The sequence below is a fragment of the Mesorhizobium subarcticum genome (genome assembly GCF_055456085.1).
The window spans coordinates 2,410,660-2,430,887 of record NZ_CM144237.1; the positions used below are offsets into that span (position 1 = coordinate 2,410,660).

The following is a 20,228-nucleotide window of genomic DNA, read 5'->3' on the forward strand; positions in this document are numbered from 1 at the left end:
CTGCTTGCCGCCCCGTGGAACCTTTCGCGGGCGCATCCATCAAAGATCAAATAGCTCGCGACCGGCAACGGCGCGATCATCACTTCATGGAGCAACCATGTCCCATTTTTCCCCTGTAGCGGCGGGAACTCTGTTCAGCCGCATTCTGTCCCACGTCCAGCAGCGTCTCGGCGCTGTCGCGCTGGCTTTTGCGATCATGTTCGTCGGCGCCCAGTCTGTCCTGGCGCATAAGTTCAAGGTCGGTGATCTCGAAATCGAGCATCCCTGGTCGCGCGCCACGCCGGCCGGCGCCAAGGTGGCCGGCGGTTATTTCACCATCGTCAACAAGGGCAGCACGGCCGACCGGCTGCTGTCGATTTCCTCCGATATCTCTGAAAAGGCCGAGCTGCATGAGATGGGCGTCAAGGACGGCGTCATGACCATGCGGCCGGTTTCCGGCGGCCTGGAGATCCCCGCCGGCGGCAAGGTGGCGCTGGCACCCGGCGGCTATCATTTGATGTTCGTTGGTCTGAAGCGGCAACCCAAGCAAGGCGAAAAATTTGCCGCCACGCTGACCTTCGAGAAGGCCGGCACGGTCAATATCGAGTTCGCCGTCGAAGGCATGGGCGAGATGGGCGGCATGGACATGGACCACGACAATTGATCGCGCCGATCCGCAAATTTTGAAATCTGAGGGACCCATCATGAACAAGTATCTTTTGGCAGCCGGCGCGTTTCTCGTGCTGGGGACGAATGCCGCCTTCGCGCACATCACGCTCGAGACCCAGGAAGCGGCGGTCGGCTCGACCTACAAGGCAGTGCTGCGTGTGCCACATGGTTGCGACGGCAAGGCGACGACCGCCGTGCGCGTGCAGATTCCGGAAGGGGTGATCGCGGTGAAGCCGATGCCCAAGCCCGGCTGGACGCTGCAGACCAAGAAGGGCAAATACGACAAGTCCTACCAGCTCTACGGTCAGGCGGTGACCGACGGCGTCAAGGAAGTCGACTGGAGCGGCGGTAATCTGCCGGATGAATTCTACGACGAGTTCGTCTTCCGCGCGACGCTGACGGCGGACCTGCCGGCCGGCCAAAAACTCTATTTCCCGGTGGTGCAGGAATGCGATGGCGCTGCCGATCGCTGGATCGAGATCCCGGCGGCAGGCCAGGATGAGGACGCGCTGGAGAACCCGGCGCCCGGCATCAAGCTGTTGCCGAAGAAGTAATTTTTCTCGCGGCGCGCTCTGCTCGCTAGAGCGCGCCGCGTCCCAAGGCATGACATGAGCGCACTATCTTCCCTGTATATGGTCGCCACGACCGGCAAGCCCCTCGGCCGCATTGCCTGTGGGCTGCTGGCCTTGATCATGGCGCTCATCGTCATGGCCTCGGCAAATCAGGCCTTTGCCCATGCCGCGCTGATCAAGACCGATCCGGCTGACGGTGCGGTGCTGGCGCAAGCGCCGGCGCAGTTCTTGCTGACCTTCAGCGAGCCGGTTTCGCCGCTGGTGCTGACGCTGGTGAAGCCCGACGGTACGCCGGTCGCGCTGACATCCTTCCGCCTCAGCGACCAGACGGTTGAGATCGACAATCCGCAAGCGCTCAAATCCGGCACGCATGTGCTCAGCTGGCGCGTCATTTCCGCCGATGGCCATCCGGTCGGCGGTTCGCTGCTGTTTTCGATCGGCGCGCCAAGCGAACCGCCCGCCGTGTCCGAGGCCGTCGACTGGCCGCTGCGGTCGGCGATCTGGATCGGCAAGGTCTTTCTCTACACGGGCCTTTTCCTCGGCGCTGGCGGCGCCTTCGCCCTTGCCTGGCTGGGCGGCGAGGGACGCGCCGGTCAACGATTTGTCACGGCGGCGATCCTGTGCGGGCTGGTCACGGCTCCGTTGTCGCTGGGTTTTCAGGGCCTCGATGCGCTCGGGGCGCCGCTCTCCCATCTGGTGCAGCCGGTGATCTGGCGGACCGGGCTCGGCACCAGCTTCGGTTGGACAGTGTTGGCCGCCCTGATCGCGCTGGGGCTCGGCCTGCTGTCGCTGGCCGGGCCACGCATAGCTGCCAGGCCATTGGCGCTTGCTGGCCTGGCCGGTATCGGCGTCGCGCTTGCCGCCAGCGGCCATGCCAGCGCGGCCGAGCCGCAATGGCTGACGCGGCCCATGGTGTTCGTGCATGGCGTCGGTATCGCCTTCTGGACCGGCGCACTGGTGCCGCTCGGTCTCGCGCTGAAGCGCCAAACGGCCGACGCCGTCGCTTTCCTGCGCCGCTTCTCCTCAGCTATCCTGCCTGTCGTGGCCGTGCTTGCCACGGCCGGCATCGTGCTGGCTGTCATCCAGGTGCAGACGCCCTCGGCGCTGGTCGGCACCGCCTATGGCCGGCTGCTGCTGGTCAAGCTCGCGCTGCTGGTCTTCCTGTTCACTCTGGCCGCGGTCAACCGCTGGAAACTCACCGCCTCGGCGGAGGCGGGATCGACTGAGGTGCAACGCAGGCTCACCCGCTCGATCGGCGTCGAAATGCTGATCGTGCTGGCGATTTTCGGTATTGCCGCCGGCTGGCGCTTCACGCCGCCGCCTCGGGCTTTGGCGATCGCTGCGGCGCAACCGGTCTCGGTCCATATCCACGCTTTGCAGGCGATGGCCGATCTCAGCATCACGCCCGGCCATGCCGGGCCCGTCGCCGCCTCGATGATCATCATGACCGGCGATTTCGGACCGCTCGACGCCAAGGAAGTGACGCTGGTGCTGTCGAAGCCCGATTCCGGCATCGAGCCGCTGAAGCGCGCGGCGACCAAGCCCGGCGACGGCAGCTGGCGTGTCGACAATCTCGTCATCCCGGTGCCCGGCCGCTGGACGGTGCGCATCGACATTCTGGTTTCGGACTTCGAGATGGTGAAGATCGAAGCGCCTGTCGACATCAGGCCGTAACCCGGGGATGTGATACCGCTGTCGAACCGGCTGCATTTGCGACTTGCGGCAACACAATTCGGCGAGGCGGTTGACGCGGCGCGAAAGGCCCGTCAATCATCCCCGCCAAATCGCGGGCTCCAATCAACAAGATCCGAAAGCAGGGAAGAAACGATGGAAAAAGCCGAAATCGGCCTGATCGGCCTTGGCACGATGGGTTCCAACCTGGCGCTGAACATTGCTGAGCACGGGCATCGCATCGCCGTCTTCAACCGCACAAAGGCGCGTACCGATGCTTTCGTCGAGAATGCCGGCGCGCTGAAAGACATGGTGGTGCCTTGCTACAGCCTGGAAGAACTCGCCGCCGCGATCAAACCGCCGCGTCCGGTCATCATCATGGTGCTGGCCGGCAAGCCGGTCGATGAGCAGATCGAAGCCTTGCGTGGCGTGTTGTCGGCCAATGACATCATCATCGATGCCGGCAATGCCAATTTCCGCGACACGATGCGTCGTTTCTCCGAGCTGTCCGATTCGAACCTCACCTTCATTGGCATGGGCGTATCCGGCGGCGAGGAGGGCGCGCGTCACGGGCCGTCGATCATGGTCGGCGGCACGGAAGATAGCTGGAAGCGGGTCGAGAAGGTGCTGACCGCCATCTCCGCCAAATTCAAGGACGAGCCTTGCGCCGCTTGGCTCGGCACCGACGGCGCCGGCCATTTCGTGAAAACCATCCACAATGGCATCGAATATGCCGACATGCAGATGATCGCCGAGATCTACGGCATCCTGCGCGATGGCCTGGGCATGGGGCCGAAGGACATCGGCAAGGTCTTTGAAGATTGGAACAAGGGCCGGCTCGATTCGTATCTGATCGAGATCACCGCCAAGGTTCTCGCCGCCGACGATCCGAAGACCGGCAAGCCCGTGGTCGATATCATCCTCGACCGCGCCGGCCAGAAGGGCACCGGCAAATGGTCTGTCATCGAGGCTCAGCAGCTGGGCATTCCGGCGACAGCGATCGAGGCTGCGGTTGCTGCACGCGTGCTGTCCTCGATCAAGGACGAGCGCCAAGCGGCCGAAAAAGCCTATGGCAATATTGGCGTAACCAAGATCTCCGGTGACAAGGCGGCACTTCTGAAAGACCTGGAGCTGGCGCTGCTCGCCGGCAAGATCGCCGCCTATGCCCAAGGTTTCGCGGTGATGAGCGCCGCCTCGAAGGAGTTCAACTGGAACCTGCCGATGCCGACCATTGCCAAGATCTGGCGGGCCGGCTGCATCATCCGTTCGCAGATGCTCGACACGATGGCGGAAGCCTTCGGTTCCGGCGGCGCTGCCACCAACCTTTTGATGGCGCCTGCCTTCATCACCATGATGCAGGAGGCGCATCCGTCGCTGCGGCGCGTCGTGGCCAAGGCATCGGAAGCCGGCGCGCCGGTGCCGGCGCTGTCTTCCGCACTTGCCTATTTCGACAGCTATCGCCAGGGCCGCGGCACCTCGAACCTGATCCAGGCACAGCGCGACTTCTTCGGCGCGCATGGCTTCGAACGCATCGGCGAGCAGGGTGCGTTCCACGGGCCCTGGGGCAGCGGAGCGGCTGGCTAGACTAGATGGAGTCAGGTGAGACCGGCCTGCAAATGGCGGCTTCCTGCGCTTCCCAGTTCTACTGCGTCGCAGCAGAACTGAGCTCACGTACGAAAAGTACGCTCCGCTCCAGTTCTCGGAAGCCACCATTTTCGACTCGGCCTGACCCGATTCTCAAGTCGTGTCAGCTATCGCCGATAAGCCTGAACCTCGCCTGGTTTGCTCAGCGACTGCAGCGAGCCGGGCTCGGCGCCGCCGATCCAGCCGAGCACCGCGCGGGCGAGTTCGGAACCGGCGAGGCGGAAGCTCTCATTGACGACGAACAGTTCGCGCCGGAACAGATGCAGAAATTCCGACGACTGTTTCGACACCACGTCGACGTCGCGGCCAAGCTCCAGCCCGGCATCCTCGATGCCGGCGACGATGGCGAGCGTCGAAGCGGCGGCGCTGCTGACGATGCCGTCCGGGCGGTCGTTGCGCCGCATCAGCTGCGCGGTGCGCGTCCTGATCTGCTCGATCGACTGGTCGATGGTGACGGTGTTGAACGGCACCTCACTGACACCAACCTCGCTGAGCGCATCGGCAAAGCCGTTCACCGTGTGACCGTGATAGGTCAGTCCGACGGGCGGCGCCAGCAAGGCAAGCCGCCGCCGGCCCATGCCGGCTAGATAGCGCACGGCCTCGTTGGCGAAGGCGTAGTTGTCGAAGTCATGATAGGGATGCACCAGCCCCATATCGGTGCGGCCATGTGTGGCAAAGGGAATGCCGCGTTCCAACAGGTAACGGGCGCGGGCGTCGTCGGGCTGTGTGCGCGAGATGATGATGCCGTCGGCCGAACCCGTTTCCACCAGATAGCGCACGGGGTCCATGGGATCCTGCGAGCGCGAATAGGGCGTGACGATCAGATGGTAGGGCGTGTCGGCGATCACCGAGGTGACGCCGTAGATGATGTCCGAGACGAAGCTCATCAGCTCATGCTCGGTGTTCAAGACCAGCGAGATGACATTGGTCTTGCCAGTGCGCAGGCGCACACCGGCGCGGTTGGGCCGGTAGCCGATCTGCTTGGCGACGAGCTGGACGCGACGCCTGGTCTCGGCGCCGATCTCGGGAGCATCCTTCAGGGCGCGCGATACGGTGGTGACGCCGAGCCCGGTCATGAAGGCGAGCGTCTTCAATGTCGGCTGCCTTTGCGCCGACGTCTCGTCGTTCTCGTCCTTACGCCGTCTGTCCATTCGTCCCGCCCGTCAGGCGCATAGCAGCCGCAGGCCGGGTCGGCAATCGCCGCGATCTGCGGCGTGGCATGATTTCAGGCCCGGCGAGGCGTCAATAACCTGAAACGTTACAGATTGCCATCTCATGGATCGATCGGTGAATAAAGCAGCAGACACGAGATCGTGAATTCCCTTGAGAATCCAAGGCGAAACGTCGCAGGCACCACCCTTTTGCCGGCTTCTACGAGCAGTTTGCCTGTTTTGCGCTGCGATAGCTCATATTGCGACGCACAACGGCGTCCCTGCCGACGCTTTTTTTTCGCGTCTCGAAAAAATATCGAGCGGCTCGCATGCCCAGGGTTGCGCCTTCCGTTCAATTGCCGTATCGAAAATCTGTAACGTTTCAGATTCTGGGAGGAACCGAAATGCGATACAGAGTTTTGGCCGCTGCGCTGACTGCGACGGTCGCGCTGCAGTTTGCCGGCCCGGCCATTGCCGCGGACCTGGAAGTGATTCACTGGTGGACGTCGAAGGGCGAGTCGGCGGCGGTCTCGCAGTTCGCCAAGGCCCTCGACAATGATGGCCATGGCGACAAGTGGGTGGACAGCGCGATTGCCCTTGGCGAAACCGCGCGCTCGACCGTCATGCAGCGTGTGCTCGGCGGTGATCCTCCCGCCGCGGCTCAGTTCAATCCCGGACGGCAGTATGAGGAGCTGATTTCGGGCGGCAAACTGCTCGACCTCACGGATATTGCTACCGCCGGCAAATGGGATCAGGTCATCCGCCCGAAGGCGATCGGCAGCGCCTGCCTCGTTGACGGCCACTGGTGGTGCGTTCCGGTCAACATTCATTCGAATTACTGGGCCTGGTATTCCAAGCCGGTGTTCGCGAAAGCCGGGGTGCCGGAGCCGAAGAACCTGGCCGATTTCATCGCGGCCGCGCCGAAGATCAAGGAGGCCGGCCTCATTCCCTTCGCCATCGGCGGCGACGGCAATGGCTGGCAGATCCAGTTGCTGTTCCAGGACATGGTCACCGAGGCTCTCGGTGTCGCCAAGCGCGACGAGATGTATACCAAGAAGAGCGCTGAAATTGCCGGCGGCCCCGAGATGAAAGGCGTTTTCACGCAGTTGCGGACCCTGAAGCAGTTCACCGACAATGGCTACGCCAACCGCAACTGGAACGACACCACCAATCTGGTGATCACCGGCAAGGCCGGACTGCAGGTGATGGGCGACTGGGCGCGTGGCGAATTCGCGGCCGCCGGCATGACCGGTGTCAAGGATTTCGGCTGCATGATCGGCCTCAACGAGGCCAAGCCGGTGGTCAGCACCGACGGCGACATCATCGTCTTCTTCAAGCAGAACAATCCGGATATCGAGGCAGCGCAGAAGCGTCTCGCAGCCCTGCTGATCAGCCCTGAGGTCCAGGTCGCTTTCAACAACGCCAAGGGTTCCATGCCCGTGCGCGGCGATGTCGACATGTCGACGGCCGACCCGTGCATGCAGAAGTCGCTGAAGGCGGTGGAAGACCCGGCCAACATCGTCACCGCGACGAACCGGTTCATTACCGAGAACACCAACCAGCAGCTCAACGAGCTCGTTGCGCAATTCTTCGCCGATGACTCCATGACGGCTGACGACGCCACCGCGAAGTTCGCCACCATCATCGGAAACTCCGACTAGGAGCCGATCAGCACCCGAGGCGCCGCTCATGCAGCGGCGCCTCGGTCCACCTCAGCTCGCCAAGCAGAAAGCTTTGCCGGCGGGCTGACAATCGCAGGATCGGAAGCCGCAGCGGTTGTGTATCTGGCGGAGGCTGACTTTCGCGTCGCCAGACGATCCCGGCGTATCGGTAGAAGTGGAGAAAGACGGACGATGCAGAGGAGCTGGAGACACAGATTTCACCTGCCCGCCGTCATCGGCACGATACCGATGATCCTCGTCGCTGTCGGTGTCTTCGTGATCGGTATCGGCTTCTCGGTGCTCTGGTCCTTCACCAGTTCCAAGCTCTTCCCTAGCTATGATTTCGTCGGCCTCGCGCAGTACAGGCGGCTTTGGGCCGACAATCGCTGGCTCGTCTCGGTCAACAACATCTGGTTCTTCGGCCTGATGTCCATCGCCTGCAACATGGTGTTCGGCTATCTGCTTGCCGTTTTCATGGACCAGCGCATCCGCCAGGAAGACCTGTTCCGTTCGATCTTCCTCTATCCCTTCGCCATGTCGCTGATCGTCACCGGCCTTGTGTGGCAATGGGTGCTCGACCCCAATCTCGGCCTGCAGGCGGCAATGCGCAATCTGGGCTGGTCGAGCTTCAGCTTCGCGCCCCTGGTTGACGCCAACACCGCGATCTACGCGCTGGTCGTGGCTGGCATCTGGCAAGGCTCGGGCGTGACGATGGCGATCCTGCTTGCGGGCCTGCGCGGCGTTGACGAAGAGATCTGGAAAGCGGCGAGGGTCGACGGTATCCCGACGTGGCGTACCCATGTTTCCATCGTGGCGCCAATGATGAAGGGTGCCTTCGCCACCGCCTTCGTTCTCCAATGTGTCGGCGTGGTGCGCGTCTATGACCTGGTCATCGCCATGACGGGCGGTGGTCCCGGCATCGCCACCTCCATGCCGGCCGTCTACGTCATCCAGCTCATCACGGTGCGCCAGAATGTCGGCCAGGGCATGGCCGCGGCAACCATGATGCTTCTGCCGGTGCTGGTCGTGCTGGCGTTCAGCGGACTTGTGCTGTGGCGGCGAAAGCGTCGACAGGAGGCAGCCACATGACCGCCGCCCAGATCACTGTCCGGGACCCGTCGGATCAGGCCGGCGTTGTGCCCTTCGGGCCGAAACCGCGCGGGACATCGGCCGGCCGTATCGGCATCTACGCGTTCCTGATCGTTGCGGCTCTCTTCTTCTTGATCCCGGTCTACATCATGATCGTGACGTCGCTGAAAGGGATGCCGGAGATCAGGCTGGGACATCTTTTCAACTTTCCGGTCGAGCCGACCTTTCAGCCCTGGGTTGACGCCTGGCTCCATGCCTGTACCGGTCGCGACTGCAACGGCCTCAGCCCGGGATTCTACAATTCGGTGAAGATCACGGTGCCGAGCGTGATCATCTCGATCATTTGCGCCTCGATCAATGGTTACGCGCTGACCTTCTGGCCCTACAAGGGCGCCAACCTGCTCTTCGGCTTGCTCGTGTTCGGCGCCTTCGTGCCGTACCAGGTCGTGATCTATCCCCTGATCATCGGGCTGAGCTCGGTCGGGCTGTTTGCGACGCTTCCGGGCATCATCATCGTGCACACGATCTTTGGCATGCCGATCCTGACGCTGCTGTTTCGCAATTTCTACGCGGCACTTCCGGTCGAGCTGTTCAAGGCGGCGCGTGTCGATGGTGCGGGCTTCTGGCGCATCTTTTTCTCCATCATGCTGCCGATGTCGGTGCCGATCACCGTCGTCGCGATCATCCTGCAAGTCACCGGCATCTGGAACGACTTCCTGTTCGGCATCGTCTTTGCGGGGCGGTCCAACTGGCCGATGACGGTGCAGCTCAATAACATCGTCAACACCACGACTGGTGTCAGGGAGTACAATGTCAACATGGCGGCTACCATTCTGACGGCGGCGGTGCCTCTGATCATCTACTTCGTCTCTGGACGATGGTTCGTGCGCGGCATCGCCGCCGGCGCGGTGAAAGGCTGATGGATATGGCTGAGAATGGTACCAGCGTATCGATCCAGGATCTGTCGCTGAACTTCGGTGCGGTGTCGGTGCTGAAGACGCTCAATCTCGATGTCGCCGAAGGCGAATTCATCGTGCTTTTAGGTCCCTCCGGCTGCGGCAAGTCGACCTTGCTCAACTGTGTCGCCGGCCTGCTCGATATCTCCGAGGGCCGCATCTTCATCAAAGGCAAGAACGTCACCTGGGAAGAGCCGAAGGACCGCGGCATCGGCATGGTGTTCCAGTCCTACGCGCTCTATCCGCAGATGACGGTTGAGAAAAACCTGTCCTTCGGCTTGCGTGTCGCCGGGTTGCCCAAGGACGAAATCGCCAAACGGATCGCGCGCGCTTCGGAGATATTGCAGATCGAACCGCTGCTGCAGCGCAAGCCGGCCGCCCTTTCCGGAGGCCAGCGGCAGCGCGTGGCGATCGGGCGTGCCCTGGTGCGCGATGTCGACGTTTTCCTGTTCGACGAGCCGCTGTCCAATCTCGACGCCAAATTGCGCTCGGAACTGCGCGTCGAGATCAAGCTGCTGCACCGCAAGCTGCAGAACACCATGATCTACGTCACCCACGACCAGATCGAGGCCATGACGCTCGCCGATCGCATCGCGGTGATGAAGGGCGGCGTCATCCAGCAGCTCGACGCGCCGCAGACCATCTACAACCGCCCGGTCAACCGCTTCGTCGCCGGCTTCCTTGGCTCGCCGGCGATGAATTTCATCGACGGCAGGCTGGAGAAGGACAAGGGCGACTGGCACTTCACTGTCGAGGATGTGCGCATCCCGCTTGGCACATACGCCTTCGAGAAGGAACCGGTACCGGGGCCGGCCGTGTTCGGCATCCGCCCCGAGCACGTCGCCTTCAACAGCGGCACCGGCTTGCCTTTTACGGCTGATGCAACTGTCGAAGTCGTCGAGCCGATGGGCTCCGATACGCTGGTCTGGCTGAAGCTCGGCAAGCAGAATTTCACCGTCCGGGTGACGTCCGAGCGCACGCCCAGGAATGCGGACGCGGTGAGCATCGGCTTCGACCCGATGCGGGCCTCGCTCTTCGATGCCCAAACCGGCAGCCGCCTTTAACTTCCCCAGAGATTCATCCCCCAAGAGATCCATCCCCCAAGAAGTCCACCCCAAAGCAGAACGGACAGAGACGATGAACTGGTCATTCCAACTTTACAGTGCCCGCAATTTCCTGCCCTGGACGGGCGTGCTCGCGACACTCGGCAAGCTCGGCTATACGCAAGTCGAAGGCTTTGGCGGCGTCTATGATGACCCCAAGGCCTTCCGCGCCGAACTCGACAAGAACGGCCTTGCCATGCCGACCGGGCATTTCTCCATCGATGCGCTGGAGAAGGATTTCGACGGCGTTCGCAGGATCGCCGAAGCGCTCGATATCAAGCTCTTGATTTGCCCCTATCTGTTGGCGGAGCAAAGGCCGTCCGACGCGGCCGGCTGGCGTGGCTTCGGCGAGCGTCTGGCCAAGGTCGGTGAGGTGGCCGCAAAGGCCGGCTACGGCTTTGCCTGGCACAACCACGATTTCGAGTTCAAGGCGCTCGCCGACGGTTCGGTGCCGCAGGATCACATCCTGTCTTCCGCCCCCGGCATCGGCTGGGAGATGGACCTCGCCTGGGTGGTGCGCGGCGGCGCCGACCCGCTGCCCTGGATTGAAAAGCATGGCAAGCGCATCGTCGCGGTGCATGTCAAGGACATCGCCAAGCCAGGTGAAGGACTGGACGAGGATGGCTGGTCGGATGTCGGCCACGGCACCATCGACTGGGCCGGATTGATCAAGCTGTTGCGGGCCAAGAGCGCGACAAAATACTTTGTCATGGAACAGGACAATCCCAACGACATCGAGCGCTTCGCCCGCCGCTCGATCGCATCAGTCAAGAGCTACTAGGAACGATCACCATGGCAAAGAAGCTGGGTACTGGGAAACTGGGTATTGGCGTCATCGGCTGCGGCAACATCTCGAAGGCATATTTTTCGCTGGCGCCGCTGTTTCGCGGTATCGAGATGCGAGCCTGCGCCGACATCAACATGGACGCGGCGAAAGCACGGGCGAAGGAATTCAAGCTGCGTGCCGAGACCGTCGAGGACCTGCTCAAGGCCGCCGACATCGACATCATCGTCAACCTGACGATACCGGCGGTGCACTACGAGGTGTCGAAGCAGGTGCTCGACGCGGGCAAGCACGTCTATTCGGAAAAGCCGTTCGTGCTCTCGCTCAAGGAGGGCCAGGACCTCAAGGCACGAGCGGAGAAGAAGGGGCTGCGCATCGGCTCGGCACCCGACACCTTCCTCGGCGGCGCGCACCAACTGGTGCGTGAACTGATCGATGAGGGAAAGCTCGGCAAGATCACCAGCGGTACCTGCCATGTCATGGGTCACGGCATGGAACACTGGCACCCCAATCCGGATTTCTTCTTCCAGCCGGGCGCCGGGCCGGTGCTCGACATCGGGCCGTACTACATCACCAACCTGATCCAGCTGATCGGACCCGTGAAGCAGGTGGCGGCCTTTACGACAACGCCGGCCAAGGAGCGGACGATTTCATCGAAGCCGCGCGCGGGTGAAAAGATTCCGGTCAACACGCCGACCACCATTCATGCCGTTCTGGAATTCGAGAATGGGGCCGTGGTGACGCTGAACACCAGCTGGGATGTCTGGGCTCACGGCCATGCGCCGATGGAACTCTATGGCGAGGCCGGCACGGTGTTCGTGCCGGATCCCAATTTCTTCGGCGGCGAGGTGCGCGTCACCGAAGAGGGCAAGCCGGTCAAGAAGCTGCCGAAATGGAAACATCCGCTTGGGGTGCCGAACGAAATGCACGGTCAGGGCATGATGGCCAATTACCGCACCTCAGGCCTTGCCGATATGGCGCTGGCGATTGTCGAGGGGCGGCCGCACCGCTGTTCGATGGAACTGGCGCTGCATGCCGTCGATGTCATGACCGGCATCCTGCGTTCTGGCGAGACCGGTAAGTTCGTTGCCATGCAGACCACTTGCGAGCGCCCTGCGGCGCTTGGCCTCAAGGCTGCCAAGGAGCTGCTGGCCAAGAAAAAGTAGGTCGCCAGGATTATCGATAATTTTGATTTGTCCCTCTCCCCGTTCTCGCGGGGAGAGGGTAAAGGGTAGGGCGCTGGCCGGCTTTCCGCTGTTGCAATGGAGCTGGCGGTCTGTTCAGATTTCGAGGATTTTTCCCATGCCCTATGTCGCCGCCGAAAATCGCTATGAAAGAATGATCTACAACCGTTGTGGGCGGTCCGGCCTCAAATTGCCGGCGATCTCGCTCGGGCTGTGGCACAATTTCGGCAATGACACGCCGCACAAGACCAAGCAGGCGATCGTGCGCAAGGCTTTCGATCTCGGCATCACGCATTTCGACCTCGCCAACAATTACGGTCCGCCGCCCGGTTCGGCCGAGACGGCTTTCGGCGAAATCCTGCGCACTGATTTCGCCGCCTATCGTGACGAGCTGATCATCTCGAGCAAGGCCGGCTATGAGATGTGGGCCGGCCCCTACGGCGAATGGGGCAGCCGCAAATACGTGCTGGCCAGCCTCGATCAGAGCCTGAAGCGGATGGGCCTCGACTATCTCGACATCTTCTATTCACACCGCTTCGACCCCGACACGCCGCTCGAAGAAACCATGGGCGCGCTCGACCATGCGGTGCGCTCGGGCAAGGCGCTCTATGCCGGCATCTCGTCCTACAATTCGCAGCGCACCCGCGAGGCGGCCGACATATTGAAGCAGCTCGGGACGCCCTGCATCATCCATCAGCCGAGCTATTCGATGCTGAACCGCTGGGTCGAGGAAGATGGCCTGCTCGACACGCTGGAAGGGTTGGGCGTCGGCTCGATCGTGTTCTCGCCGCTGGCGCAAGGCATGCTGACCGACAAATATCTCGGCGGCATCCCCGAAGGCAGCCGTGCCTCGCAAGGCAAGTCGCTGCGCCCGGCCTTCATCAATGACAACACCGTGGCCAACATCCAGGCGCTGAACGCGATCGCCGGCAAGCGCGGCCAGACGCTGGCGCAGATGGCGCTGGCCTGGGTGCTGCGCAAGGGGCGAGTGACTTCGGCGCTGATCGGCGCCAGCCGGCCGGAGCAGGTCGAGGATTGCGTCGGCGCGCTGAAGGTTCTTGATTTCAGTGATGCCGAATTGGCGGAAATCGATACTTACGCGCGCGAGTCCGATATCAATCTGTGGGCGGCTTCGGCCGAGCGCAAAGGCCCGCCGAGGAAGTAAAATTTCGCGGACAAGCCGGCAAACAAAAACGGCGGGATTCTCTCCCGCCGTTTTCATGGCAAACCAATCGTTCAGCCTCAGGGCGTCTTTGGCTTCTGGGCCGTGCCGAGTCCGACCTTGGGCTTTTCCGGCGCTGGCGCAGGGGTCTTCATCTTCGCCTCCACCCAGCCAGTGTAGTTGGCCAGCCGCGTGTAGATGCCGTAGGCGTCCTTGTGGCCGCAGGCCGCGGTGCCGTCCGCCGGGCCTTCGCCCCAGCTGACGATGCCGACCTGGACCGGGCCGTTGGCTCCGGTCATGAACAGCGGGCCGCCGCTGTCGCCATTGCAGGCATCGCGCGCGCCGCTGGTGGTGCCGGCGCAGATCATGTTGTTGGTCAGCGGGTCGTTCATGTCGGCCGCGATTGCGTTGGCAGCGGCATCGATGCCCTTTTCGGAGTAGCGCATGCGGTGGGACAAATCGCCGAGCGCTGCCTTCAAATCGTGCGCATAGATGGCCTTGATGCCGGTGTTGCAGGCCTTGTTTGGCTCCAGGTCGAGGTCGGCAACCATCAGCGTGGTTGGGAACGTTCCGTCCTGCATCTTGCCCCAGCCCGTGACGGTGGTCTTGCCGGTGTCGGGGGTCGCCTCATGGGTAAGCTTGATGGTCGGCGCATCGGCCGAGTCTTCGAGCCTGAGCAGGCCGAGGTCATTGTCGAGCGTCTGCTCGCTGTAGCCCTCGTTGACGATCACCTGCAACACCTTGTGGCGCTTGCCTTCGCTGAGTTCAGTGGCGCCGGTCAACACGGTGACAGCATCCGGTGAGATCGGCTTGCCCTTGTCGTTAAGGCAGTGCGCCGCAGTCAGCACCCAGTTCGGCGCGATCAGGCTGCCGCCGCAAAACTGCGCGTTGGCCTGCGAGGCCGGGTTCTGATCCAGCCTGCTGGTGGTAAGCAAAGCGACCTGGAACGGATAGGCGCCCTTTTCGGCCTGGTTGCCGCCATAGACACGGTCGGCACCGTCGGGGTTCTCCGCCGCTGCCTTTGCCCGAGCATCATTGACCCGCTGCATCGGCGAGATCGCCGCTTCCGGCCTGACGGTGCTTTCATCCGCCTGGCTCGTATTGATCGATGTGATGACAGCGGCGACGCCAAGCAGCGAAGCGGCAACCATTGGCCCGAACCGACTTGTGATGTGCACCTGAAACCTCCTGAGAATTCTCCCGCGCGGATCGACTCCAGGCATTGGCAAGGAGGAGTTGCCGGTCCAGCGACCCAGACGCGTGCCGTACCGAAACGACGCGCGACCGGTCACAAAACCGAATCCCACTTTTGCTAACCGTGCCCGCGAGCAGAACCCGCACAAAATCCTATAGCCCCCCACGGGCTACGTGGAAGCGATTTGTCATTGCCAATGTTGGATTATTTTAGGCAGTATACCGTTGCGGAACTTTTTTGGCGGGGGCCTTGAAAATCAGCGCCCAGATCAACGGTCGAAGGAATGCCGGTAAGCAAACTGATTTTTTCGCATCACCACGATCTCGACAATATTTCTGTATTTGGATCCAGTCCTTGCTGACTTTTGGGAGAGTCTCACCATGACAAAACTGACTAACACCATCATAGCGTCCGCATTGCTTTCCACCGCAATGTGGGTTGTTCCGGCTTTCGCCGCCGATCCTGGCTCCGCCAATGGCGGCAATGGCGAAAGCATGCGGGACGTATCTTCAGGCGACTTCAAGGCCGGGCGGGCAAAACCGATCACGACACCGAAGCTGACTGACGAAGACAGCCGCGCCGCGCCGCTCACCGACGAGAAGACGGCTGTAAAATCCTATGGCATCGTCGGACGGTCCGCCGATGGCAAGGTGATCAAGATCGAGCCGAGCGAAGCTCTGCGCGAGATCATCATCAAGGAACTGAACGCGCCGGCCAATGGAACTGAAGGCGGCCCGCGCAAGACCGAGGATCCGGGGCTTGGCGAAGGCGAAGCCGGCCGTCAGGTTTTCGGCACCGATGATCGCGAGCAGGTCAAGAACACCAAGACCTATCCGTTCTCGGCAATCGGCTATCTCGAAGCCAAGTCGAAGACCGGCTATGGTAGCTGCTCGGCAACGCTGATCGGCCCGCGCACTGTGCTCACCGCTGCACACTGCCTCTACAGCCATGAGGACAAGGACTGGTTGTCGGACTATCTGTTTGTGCCAGGCCTCAATGGCAGCACCAAGGACGACGCGCCGTTCGGGGCTTTCGAGTATGAAAGCGCCTATGTGCTGCAGGGCTTCATCGACAACTACCAGGGTTATTATGGCTCCGTGATCCCGTGGGATCTCGGCATCATCACGCTGAAGCAGGATGTCGGCACCAACCTTGGCTGGCTGGGCTATGCCAACTATGACGATCTTGGCGACTTCACCGCCAACCTCGTCGGCTATCCCGGCGACAAGCCGATGGGCACGATGTGGAAGGCAAGCTGCGAAGTGAAAGCCGAAAACATCGCCCCGGAATATTTCCAGTATGACTGCGATACGTTCCCGGGGTCGAGCGGCAGCGCGGTCTACGCCTACGACAACAACTCCAAGCAGCGCATCATTACCGGTGTCAACGTGGCGGAAAGCCCCGAAGCGAATACCGCTGTGCGCCTGAACGCTGCCAACATCCAGTGGATCAACAGCCTCTATAAATAAGCAGGCTGGGGTTGGCAGAGAATGCAAAGGCGGCGGGTCAATCCCGCCGCCTTTTTCATGCCTACGTTTCCCGCGCGGCTTCCCTTGCACGAGGCCGGCTCGCCGCTCAAGCATTCGCTGTTTCACGGAAACGGCGAATGCTCTATCTCCTTGTTTTGACGCAATTCTCAAGGGAAAGCGCTACGCGCTCGTCCCTGGGAAAACCGCTCACACTTTTCCTGGAATTGCTCTAGGCTCGACTTGCCAAGGGGTTGAGGCATCCAAAGGGGTTTTTGGGATGGCGCGGGCAAGGGCAATTCTGGGGATCGCGGCGGTATCGATGCTAGGTGCGTTGATGCTTTCGCCAGCTTTCGCTGACCCGTCCACGCCGCCCGCCGGCGCCTGGGCCGAGCGCGTGCAGATTCTCTACCAGGCGGACACACGCTCCGTGCTGCGCAGAACCGTGCGGGTCTGGGATTTTCATCCGGAGAGGAACCTGGATTTCGTCTGGGAGCCGGCGGCGGGCCAGTCGCCCGACAAGACCATCGCCGAGGACGGTACCATCAACGGCAAGGGCAGGCTGGTATGGCGGGTACGCGGCTCGGCGAGCTATGACCCGAAGACCGTCTACTCCAGCTACTTTGGCAATGTCAGGAACGGCCGCCCCGACGGGCAAGGCCGGCTCGAGCTACGCTCGGGCGAGGTGTTCGACGGCAAGTGGCTGGCCGGAGAGTTCAACGGCAAGGGCATCCATATCGATGCCGACGGCAACCGCTATGAAGGCCAGTTCGTCGCCGGCATCCCGAATGGCGAAGGCAGGTTGCTGTCGAAAACCGGTGAGATCTTTGCCGGCTCTTTTGTCGATGGGCTGAAGAACGGCAAGGGCCAAACCCGGCTTGCAGGCGGCACGGTCTATCAATCGCAATGGGTGATGGGCGAGGAAGTCGGCGGCTCGCGCCCGGACGTGTTGGCCGATGCCAGGGTCGGCGGCCTGCTCAAGGCGCAGGCCGGCGGCGGCGACGCGGACAAGGTCGAGATCGGCGTTATCGTGGACCAGCGGATGACGCAGCAGACTGACTTGAAATACCAGCACCTGGTGCGCGACGAGGACGTTGCGATCTATCCCGAGGACAACCTCTACAACGATGCCTGGAACGGCACCGGGCAGGTCAACACCACCAATGTCTATGAAGGCCAGGACTGGGAGAACACCCCGGCCTTTGCCGAGGTCGACCTGAAGACGACGGACGAGTCCAAGGTCAAGCTCGACAGCCTGGAAATGAAGGTTGCCGCCAGCGATGCCTACCGCAAGCCGATGCTGTCCATCTCCGAGCATTTCGGTTGCATCGGCTTCCGGCCGGATTTCACGATCATCAACAATGGCTGGGGCGACGCCAAGGACATGAAGATGTCGATCCAGTTCACCACGGTTGACGAGGACGGCAAGCCAACGGGCCAGGCAAGCCGCATGTTCACCAAGGATATCGGCGATTTCGGCGAGGGCGTCGATGTGTCGATCAAGAGCGTGCTCGACGAAGCCGGCGTCGATACGGCGAGCCTGGAGACGGGGCGCTTTCCCTGTCCCTCGGTCGACAGTCTCAATGTCTGCCGCAGCCAGCTCACCAACAAGATCAATTTCGGAGAGGTCGGCGATTATCTCGGCAACTTCAACCAGGCGATGACGCTGAACGCGATCGGCAAGTTCGACTATTCATGGGCTGACGATCAGGGCCATGTCTACCAGCAGAGCGAGCCGTTTCGCGCCCAGATGACCATGGCCGTCTTCGAGGTTCCCGAATCGATGGCCGAATGCGGCGATGGCGGTGGCGGCAGCCCGGAAGCGATGCGCTACCAGAACATCGAGTTCCCGATCGGCAAGCACGACTACACTTTTCCCATGCCGGTGCGCGGCAACAAGAACGTCAGCGCCTATACGGCACGGCTGAAGATGTGGTCGTCGATGTCGTCGATCCACAGTTTCAGCATCGCTGCACACTTCGCCGACGGCAGCGTGCGCGAGAGCAAGCCCGTGACCTTCTTCTACTTCCGGCCGAAGCAATCGCTGTTCGAAACCAAGACCGAACCAGCTGCCTGCTATCTGCCGCGCCAGATGGCTGGCTGCGGGTAGTTATTTCCTGCCCATCTCGAAATAGTTGGGCAGCGGAATGAGCCTGGTGAAGATCGTGCCCTGGGGGAAAACGCGCAGTTCCAGCATCGATCCTGAAGAGCGCTCCGCGCTCTGGTCGAACAGGAAATTGCCGAGCGAATAGACCTCCGCCACATCGCCGCCGGCAAGCTGCACGATCGCCTCGCTCGACACATGCGGATGGCCGCCGACAATAGCCGAGACGCCACGCAGCCGCATCTCATCGGCAAGCATCTCTTCGCGCGCCGAGGGTTCGGTCTTGTACTCGCGGCCCCAATGGACGAATGCGACAACCGGCCGCTGCGCGTTTTCATGCAGCAGGTGGTCGAGCAGGGCGGGGGTCAACAGGTCGGTGTTCTTCGATCCGTTGGTGTCGATATCGGTCAGGCCGACAAGGTCGAGGTCGGCAAGCGCCAGCGTTTCGCCCTGGCCGAAATGCGGGATGCCGGCCGCATCCAGCGCGCGCAGCGTCTCGGCATAGCCTGACGGACCGAGGTCGTAAGCGTGATTGTTGGCGAGGCTGACGCCGGCGACGTGCAGCCGCTTCAGCATGCTGGCAGCGAGGTCCTCGGGCATCGCCAACGTCATGTCGTCGATCGCTTCCGGCACGTTGGGCAGGATGACGCCTTCGAGATTGACGATCAGCGGCCGCGATCCGGTCAGCGACAGGATGCTGTCGACGATCCTGTCGGCAATGCCGTCACGGACCAGGATCTTCTTCATGGCGCGGCCGAAATTCACGTCGCCGGCGAGATAGTAGATCCTGTCCTTTGGCCGCCCCGGATTGTTGAAGCCGGGGCCGAAAGCGCCGAACAGCGCCACCACGTAGCTGGTAGTGCGTTCGACATAGTCTGATGTGTGCTCCTGCGAGTTCTCGTTGGCGACAACCAGCGGCTGGGCGCCGAACAATTCGCGCTGCAGTCTGGTCTGGATGTAGAGCGCGCCGACGGAATCGGCATGATCGGGCTGGCGCAGCGCTGCAATACCGTCAAGCGAGCCGGCGGCCAGCATGTTCAGGGTCTGCTGGTCGAAACGCCGGGAATCATGCTGCGGCAGATAGTGCGAAAAGTCGGTGGATTCGACGATCAGCGTGTCCTGGTCGACGATTACCTTAAGCGCGTCCGCCAGCCTGTCCCAGTCGCCGCGCTTCGCCTTCACCGACATCGCTATCGGCACAATTTTCGCCTGGGGGAAATAATGGTGCAGGAACGGCAGCATGGCACGCACGCCATGCTCCTTGTCGAACAGGCAGGAGTCCTCGACCATGTCGCCATTCTTCTCCAGAAGGCGCACCGCATCGGTGTCGGCTGCGACCGGCCCAAGCACGGTGTCGAAGCCACGCACCGTGGTGGCGTAGAGCTTGTGCGTCTTGTGGAAATGATCCGGCGACAGGATGACGATGCGCTTGTAGCGGAAGCCGGACGCGGCCCTGAAGCCGAGTGCCACGAGGTTGGCGGCCAGGAGATGATGCGGCACCGTGATGCCGGTCAGCCGCTGGTTGGATGGCTGGACGTTGGCGACGTTGGCGATGGCGTTCTTGAAGAGTGTGGCGTCGTCGTAGAAGGGTGGGAAGTTTTCGGCGCCGGGTGGGCAGACGACAGGGGCGGCGAAGGCGGGGAGAGGGAGGAAGCTGAGAAGCATGAGTGTAAAAATCAGGATGATCTGCGCCCAGGCCCCCCTCTCTGTCCTGCCGGACATCTCCCCCTCAAGGGGGGAGATTGGCTGCGACTCCTGCTTTCGCAAATTTTCAACGCGGCAAAAAGGGCCACGAGGCCGAAACTGCCAATCTCCCCCCTTGAGGGGGAGATGTCCGG

16 protein-coding genes are annotated in these 20,228 nt (G+C 62.1%); 13 read left to right on the forward strand and 3 right to left on the reverse strand.

The window, feature by feature from the left end:
- The first annotated feature begins 97 nt into the window (after positions 1-97).
- The 4 genes from ACZYHG_RS11805 (at position 98) to gndA (ending at position 4,475) form a co-directional block, all read left to right on the forward strand.
- Positions 98-643 (forward strand): copper chaperone PCu(A)C, encoded by a 546-nt coding sequence (locus ACZYHG_RS11805; protein WP_464613925.1) that lies wholly within the window; start codon positions 98-100, stop codon positions 641-643.
- Positions 644-683: 40 nt separating this feature from the next.
- The gene (locus ACZYHG_RS11810; protein ID WP_464613926.1) at positions 684-1,202 is read left to right on the forward strand and encodes a YcnI family copper-binding membrane protein; all 519 of its coding nucleotides are present in this window, start codon (positions 684-686) and stop codon (positions 1,200-1,202) included.
- Positions 1,203-1,256: 54 nt separating this feature from the next.
- The gene (locus ACZYHG_RS11815; protein WP_464613927.1) at positions 1,257-2,894 is read left to right on the forward strand and encodes a copper resistance CopC/CopD family protein; all 1,638 of its coding nucleotides are present in this window, start codon (positions 1,257-1,259) and stop codon (positions 2,892-2,894) included.
- Between the two features lie 153 nt (positions 2,895-3,047).
- Positions 3,048-4,475: an NADP-dependent phosphogluconate dehydrogenase gene (gndA, locus tag ACZYHG_RS11820; protein ID WP_464613928.1), complete on the forward strand. Its 1,428-nt coding sequence runs from the start codon at positions 3,048-3,050 to the stop codon at positions 4,473-4,475.
- A 167-nt stretch (positions 4,476-4,642) separates the two neighbouring features.
- Here the strand turns inward: gndA and ACZYHG_RS11825 are convergent, their stop codons facing one another.
- Positions 4,643-5,686 (reverse strand): LacI family transcriptional regulator, encoded by a 1,044-nt coding sequence (locus ACZYHG_RS11825; RefSeq protein WP_464613929.1) that lies wholly within the window; start codon positions 5,684-5,686, stop codon positions 4,643-4,645.
- Positions 5,687-6,090: 404 nt separating this feature from the next.
- Here ACZYHG_RS11825 and ACZYHG_RS11830 point away from each other — a divergent pair, with 404 nt between their 5' ends.
- From ACZYHG_RS11830 to mgrA, 7 genes are all read left to right on the forward strand, one after another.
- Entirely contained in the window at positions 6,091-7,347 is a 1,257-nt protein-coding gene (locus tag ACZYHG_RS11830; protein ID WP_464613930.1) for an ABC transporter substrate-binding protein, read from the forward strand.
- Between the two features lie 192 nt (positions 7,348-7,539).
- Positions 7,540-8,436 carry a carbohydrate ABC transporter permease gene (locus tag ACZYHG_RS11835; RefSeq protein ID WP_464613931.1) on the forward strand — a complete coding sequence of 299 codons (897 nt, stop codon included), beginning with the start codon at positions 7,540-7,542 and terminating at the stop codon, positions 8,434-8,436.
- A complete protein-coding gene (locus tag ACZYHG_RS11840) occupies positions 8,433-9,356 on the forward strand; it encodes a carbohydrate ABC transporter permease (protein ID WP_464613932.1) in 924 nt (307 codons plus the stop codon). Before ACZYHG_RS11835 ends, ACZYHG_RS11840 begins: the two co-directional genes overlap by 4 nt.
- Positions 9,356-10,456, forward strand: a complete 1,101-nt coding sequence (locus tag ACZYHG_RS11845) for an ABC transporter ATP-binding protein (protein ID WP_464613933.1) — start codon at positions 9,356-9,358, stop codon at positions 10,454-10,456. The genes ACZYHG_RS11840 and ACZYHG_RS11845 overlap by 1 nt, the downstream gene beginning before the upstream one ends.
- 73 nt (positions 10,457-10,529) lie before the next feature.
- Entirely contained in the window at positions 10,530-11,276 is a 747-nt protein-coding gene (locus tag ACZYHG_RS11850; RefSeq protein ID WP_464613934.1) for a sugar phosphate isomerase/epimerase family protein, read from the forward strand.
- Between the two features lie 11 nt (positions 11,277-11,287).
- Positions 11,288-12,445 (forward strand): Gfo/Idh/MocA family protein, encoded by a 1,158-nt coding sequence (locus tag ACZYHG_RS11855; RefSeq protein WP_464613935.1) that lies wholly within the window; start codon positions 11,288-11,290, stop codon positions 12,443-12,445.
- 136 nt (positions 12,446-12,581) lie between these two features.
- A complete protein-coding gene (gene mgrA / locus ACZYHG_RS11860; RefSeq protein ID WP_464613936.1) occupies positions 12,582-13,628 on the forward strand; it encodes an L-glyceraldehyde 3-phosphate reductase in 1,047 nt (348 codons plus the stop codon).
- A 77-nt stretch (positions 13,629-13,705) separates the two neighbouring features.
- Here the strand turns inward: mgrA and ACZYHG_RS11865 are convergent, their stop codons facing one another.
- Positions 13,706-14,803, reverse strand: a complete 1,098-nt coding sequence (locus ACZYHG_RS11865; RefSeq protein WP_464613937.1) for a S1 family serine peptidase — start codon at positions 14,801-14,803, stop codon at positions 13,706-13,708.
- A 397-nt stretch (positions 14,804-15,200) separates the two neighbouring features.
- Here ACZYHG_RS11865 and ACZYHG_RS11870 point away from each other — a divergent pair, with 397 nt between their 5' ends.
- Positions 15,201-16,289, forward strand: a complete 1,089-nt coding sequence (locus ACZYHG_RS11870; RefSeq protein ID WP_464613938.1) for a trypsin-like serine peptidase — start codon at positions 15,201-15,203, stop codon at positions 16,287-16,289.
- Between the two features lie 334 nt (positions 16,290-16,623).
- Positions 16,624-18,396, forward strand: a complete 1,773-nt coding sequence (locus tag ACZYHG_RS11875) for an MORN repeat-containing protein (protein WP_464613939.1) — start codon at positions 16,624-16,626, stop codon at positions 18,394-18,396.
- Here ACZYHG_RS11875 and amrB read toward each other — a convergent pair whose 3' ends face one another.
- On the reverse strand, positions 18,397-20,112 hold the full coding sequence (gene amrB, locus ACZYHG_RS11880) for an AmmeMemoRadiSam system protein B (protein ID WP_464613940.1): 1,716 nt from the start codon (positions 20,110-20,112) through the stop codon (positions 18,397-18,399).
- Between the last annotated feature and the right edge of the window lie 116 nt (positions 20,113-20,228).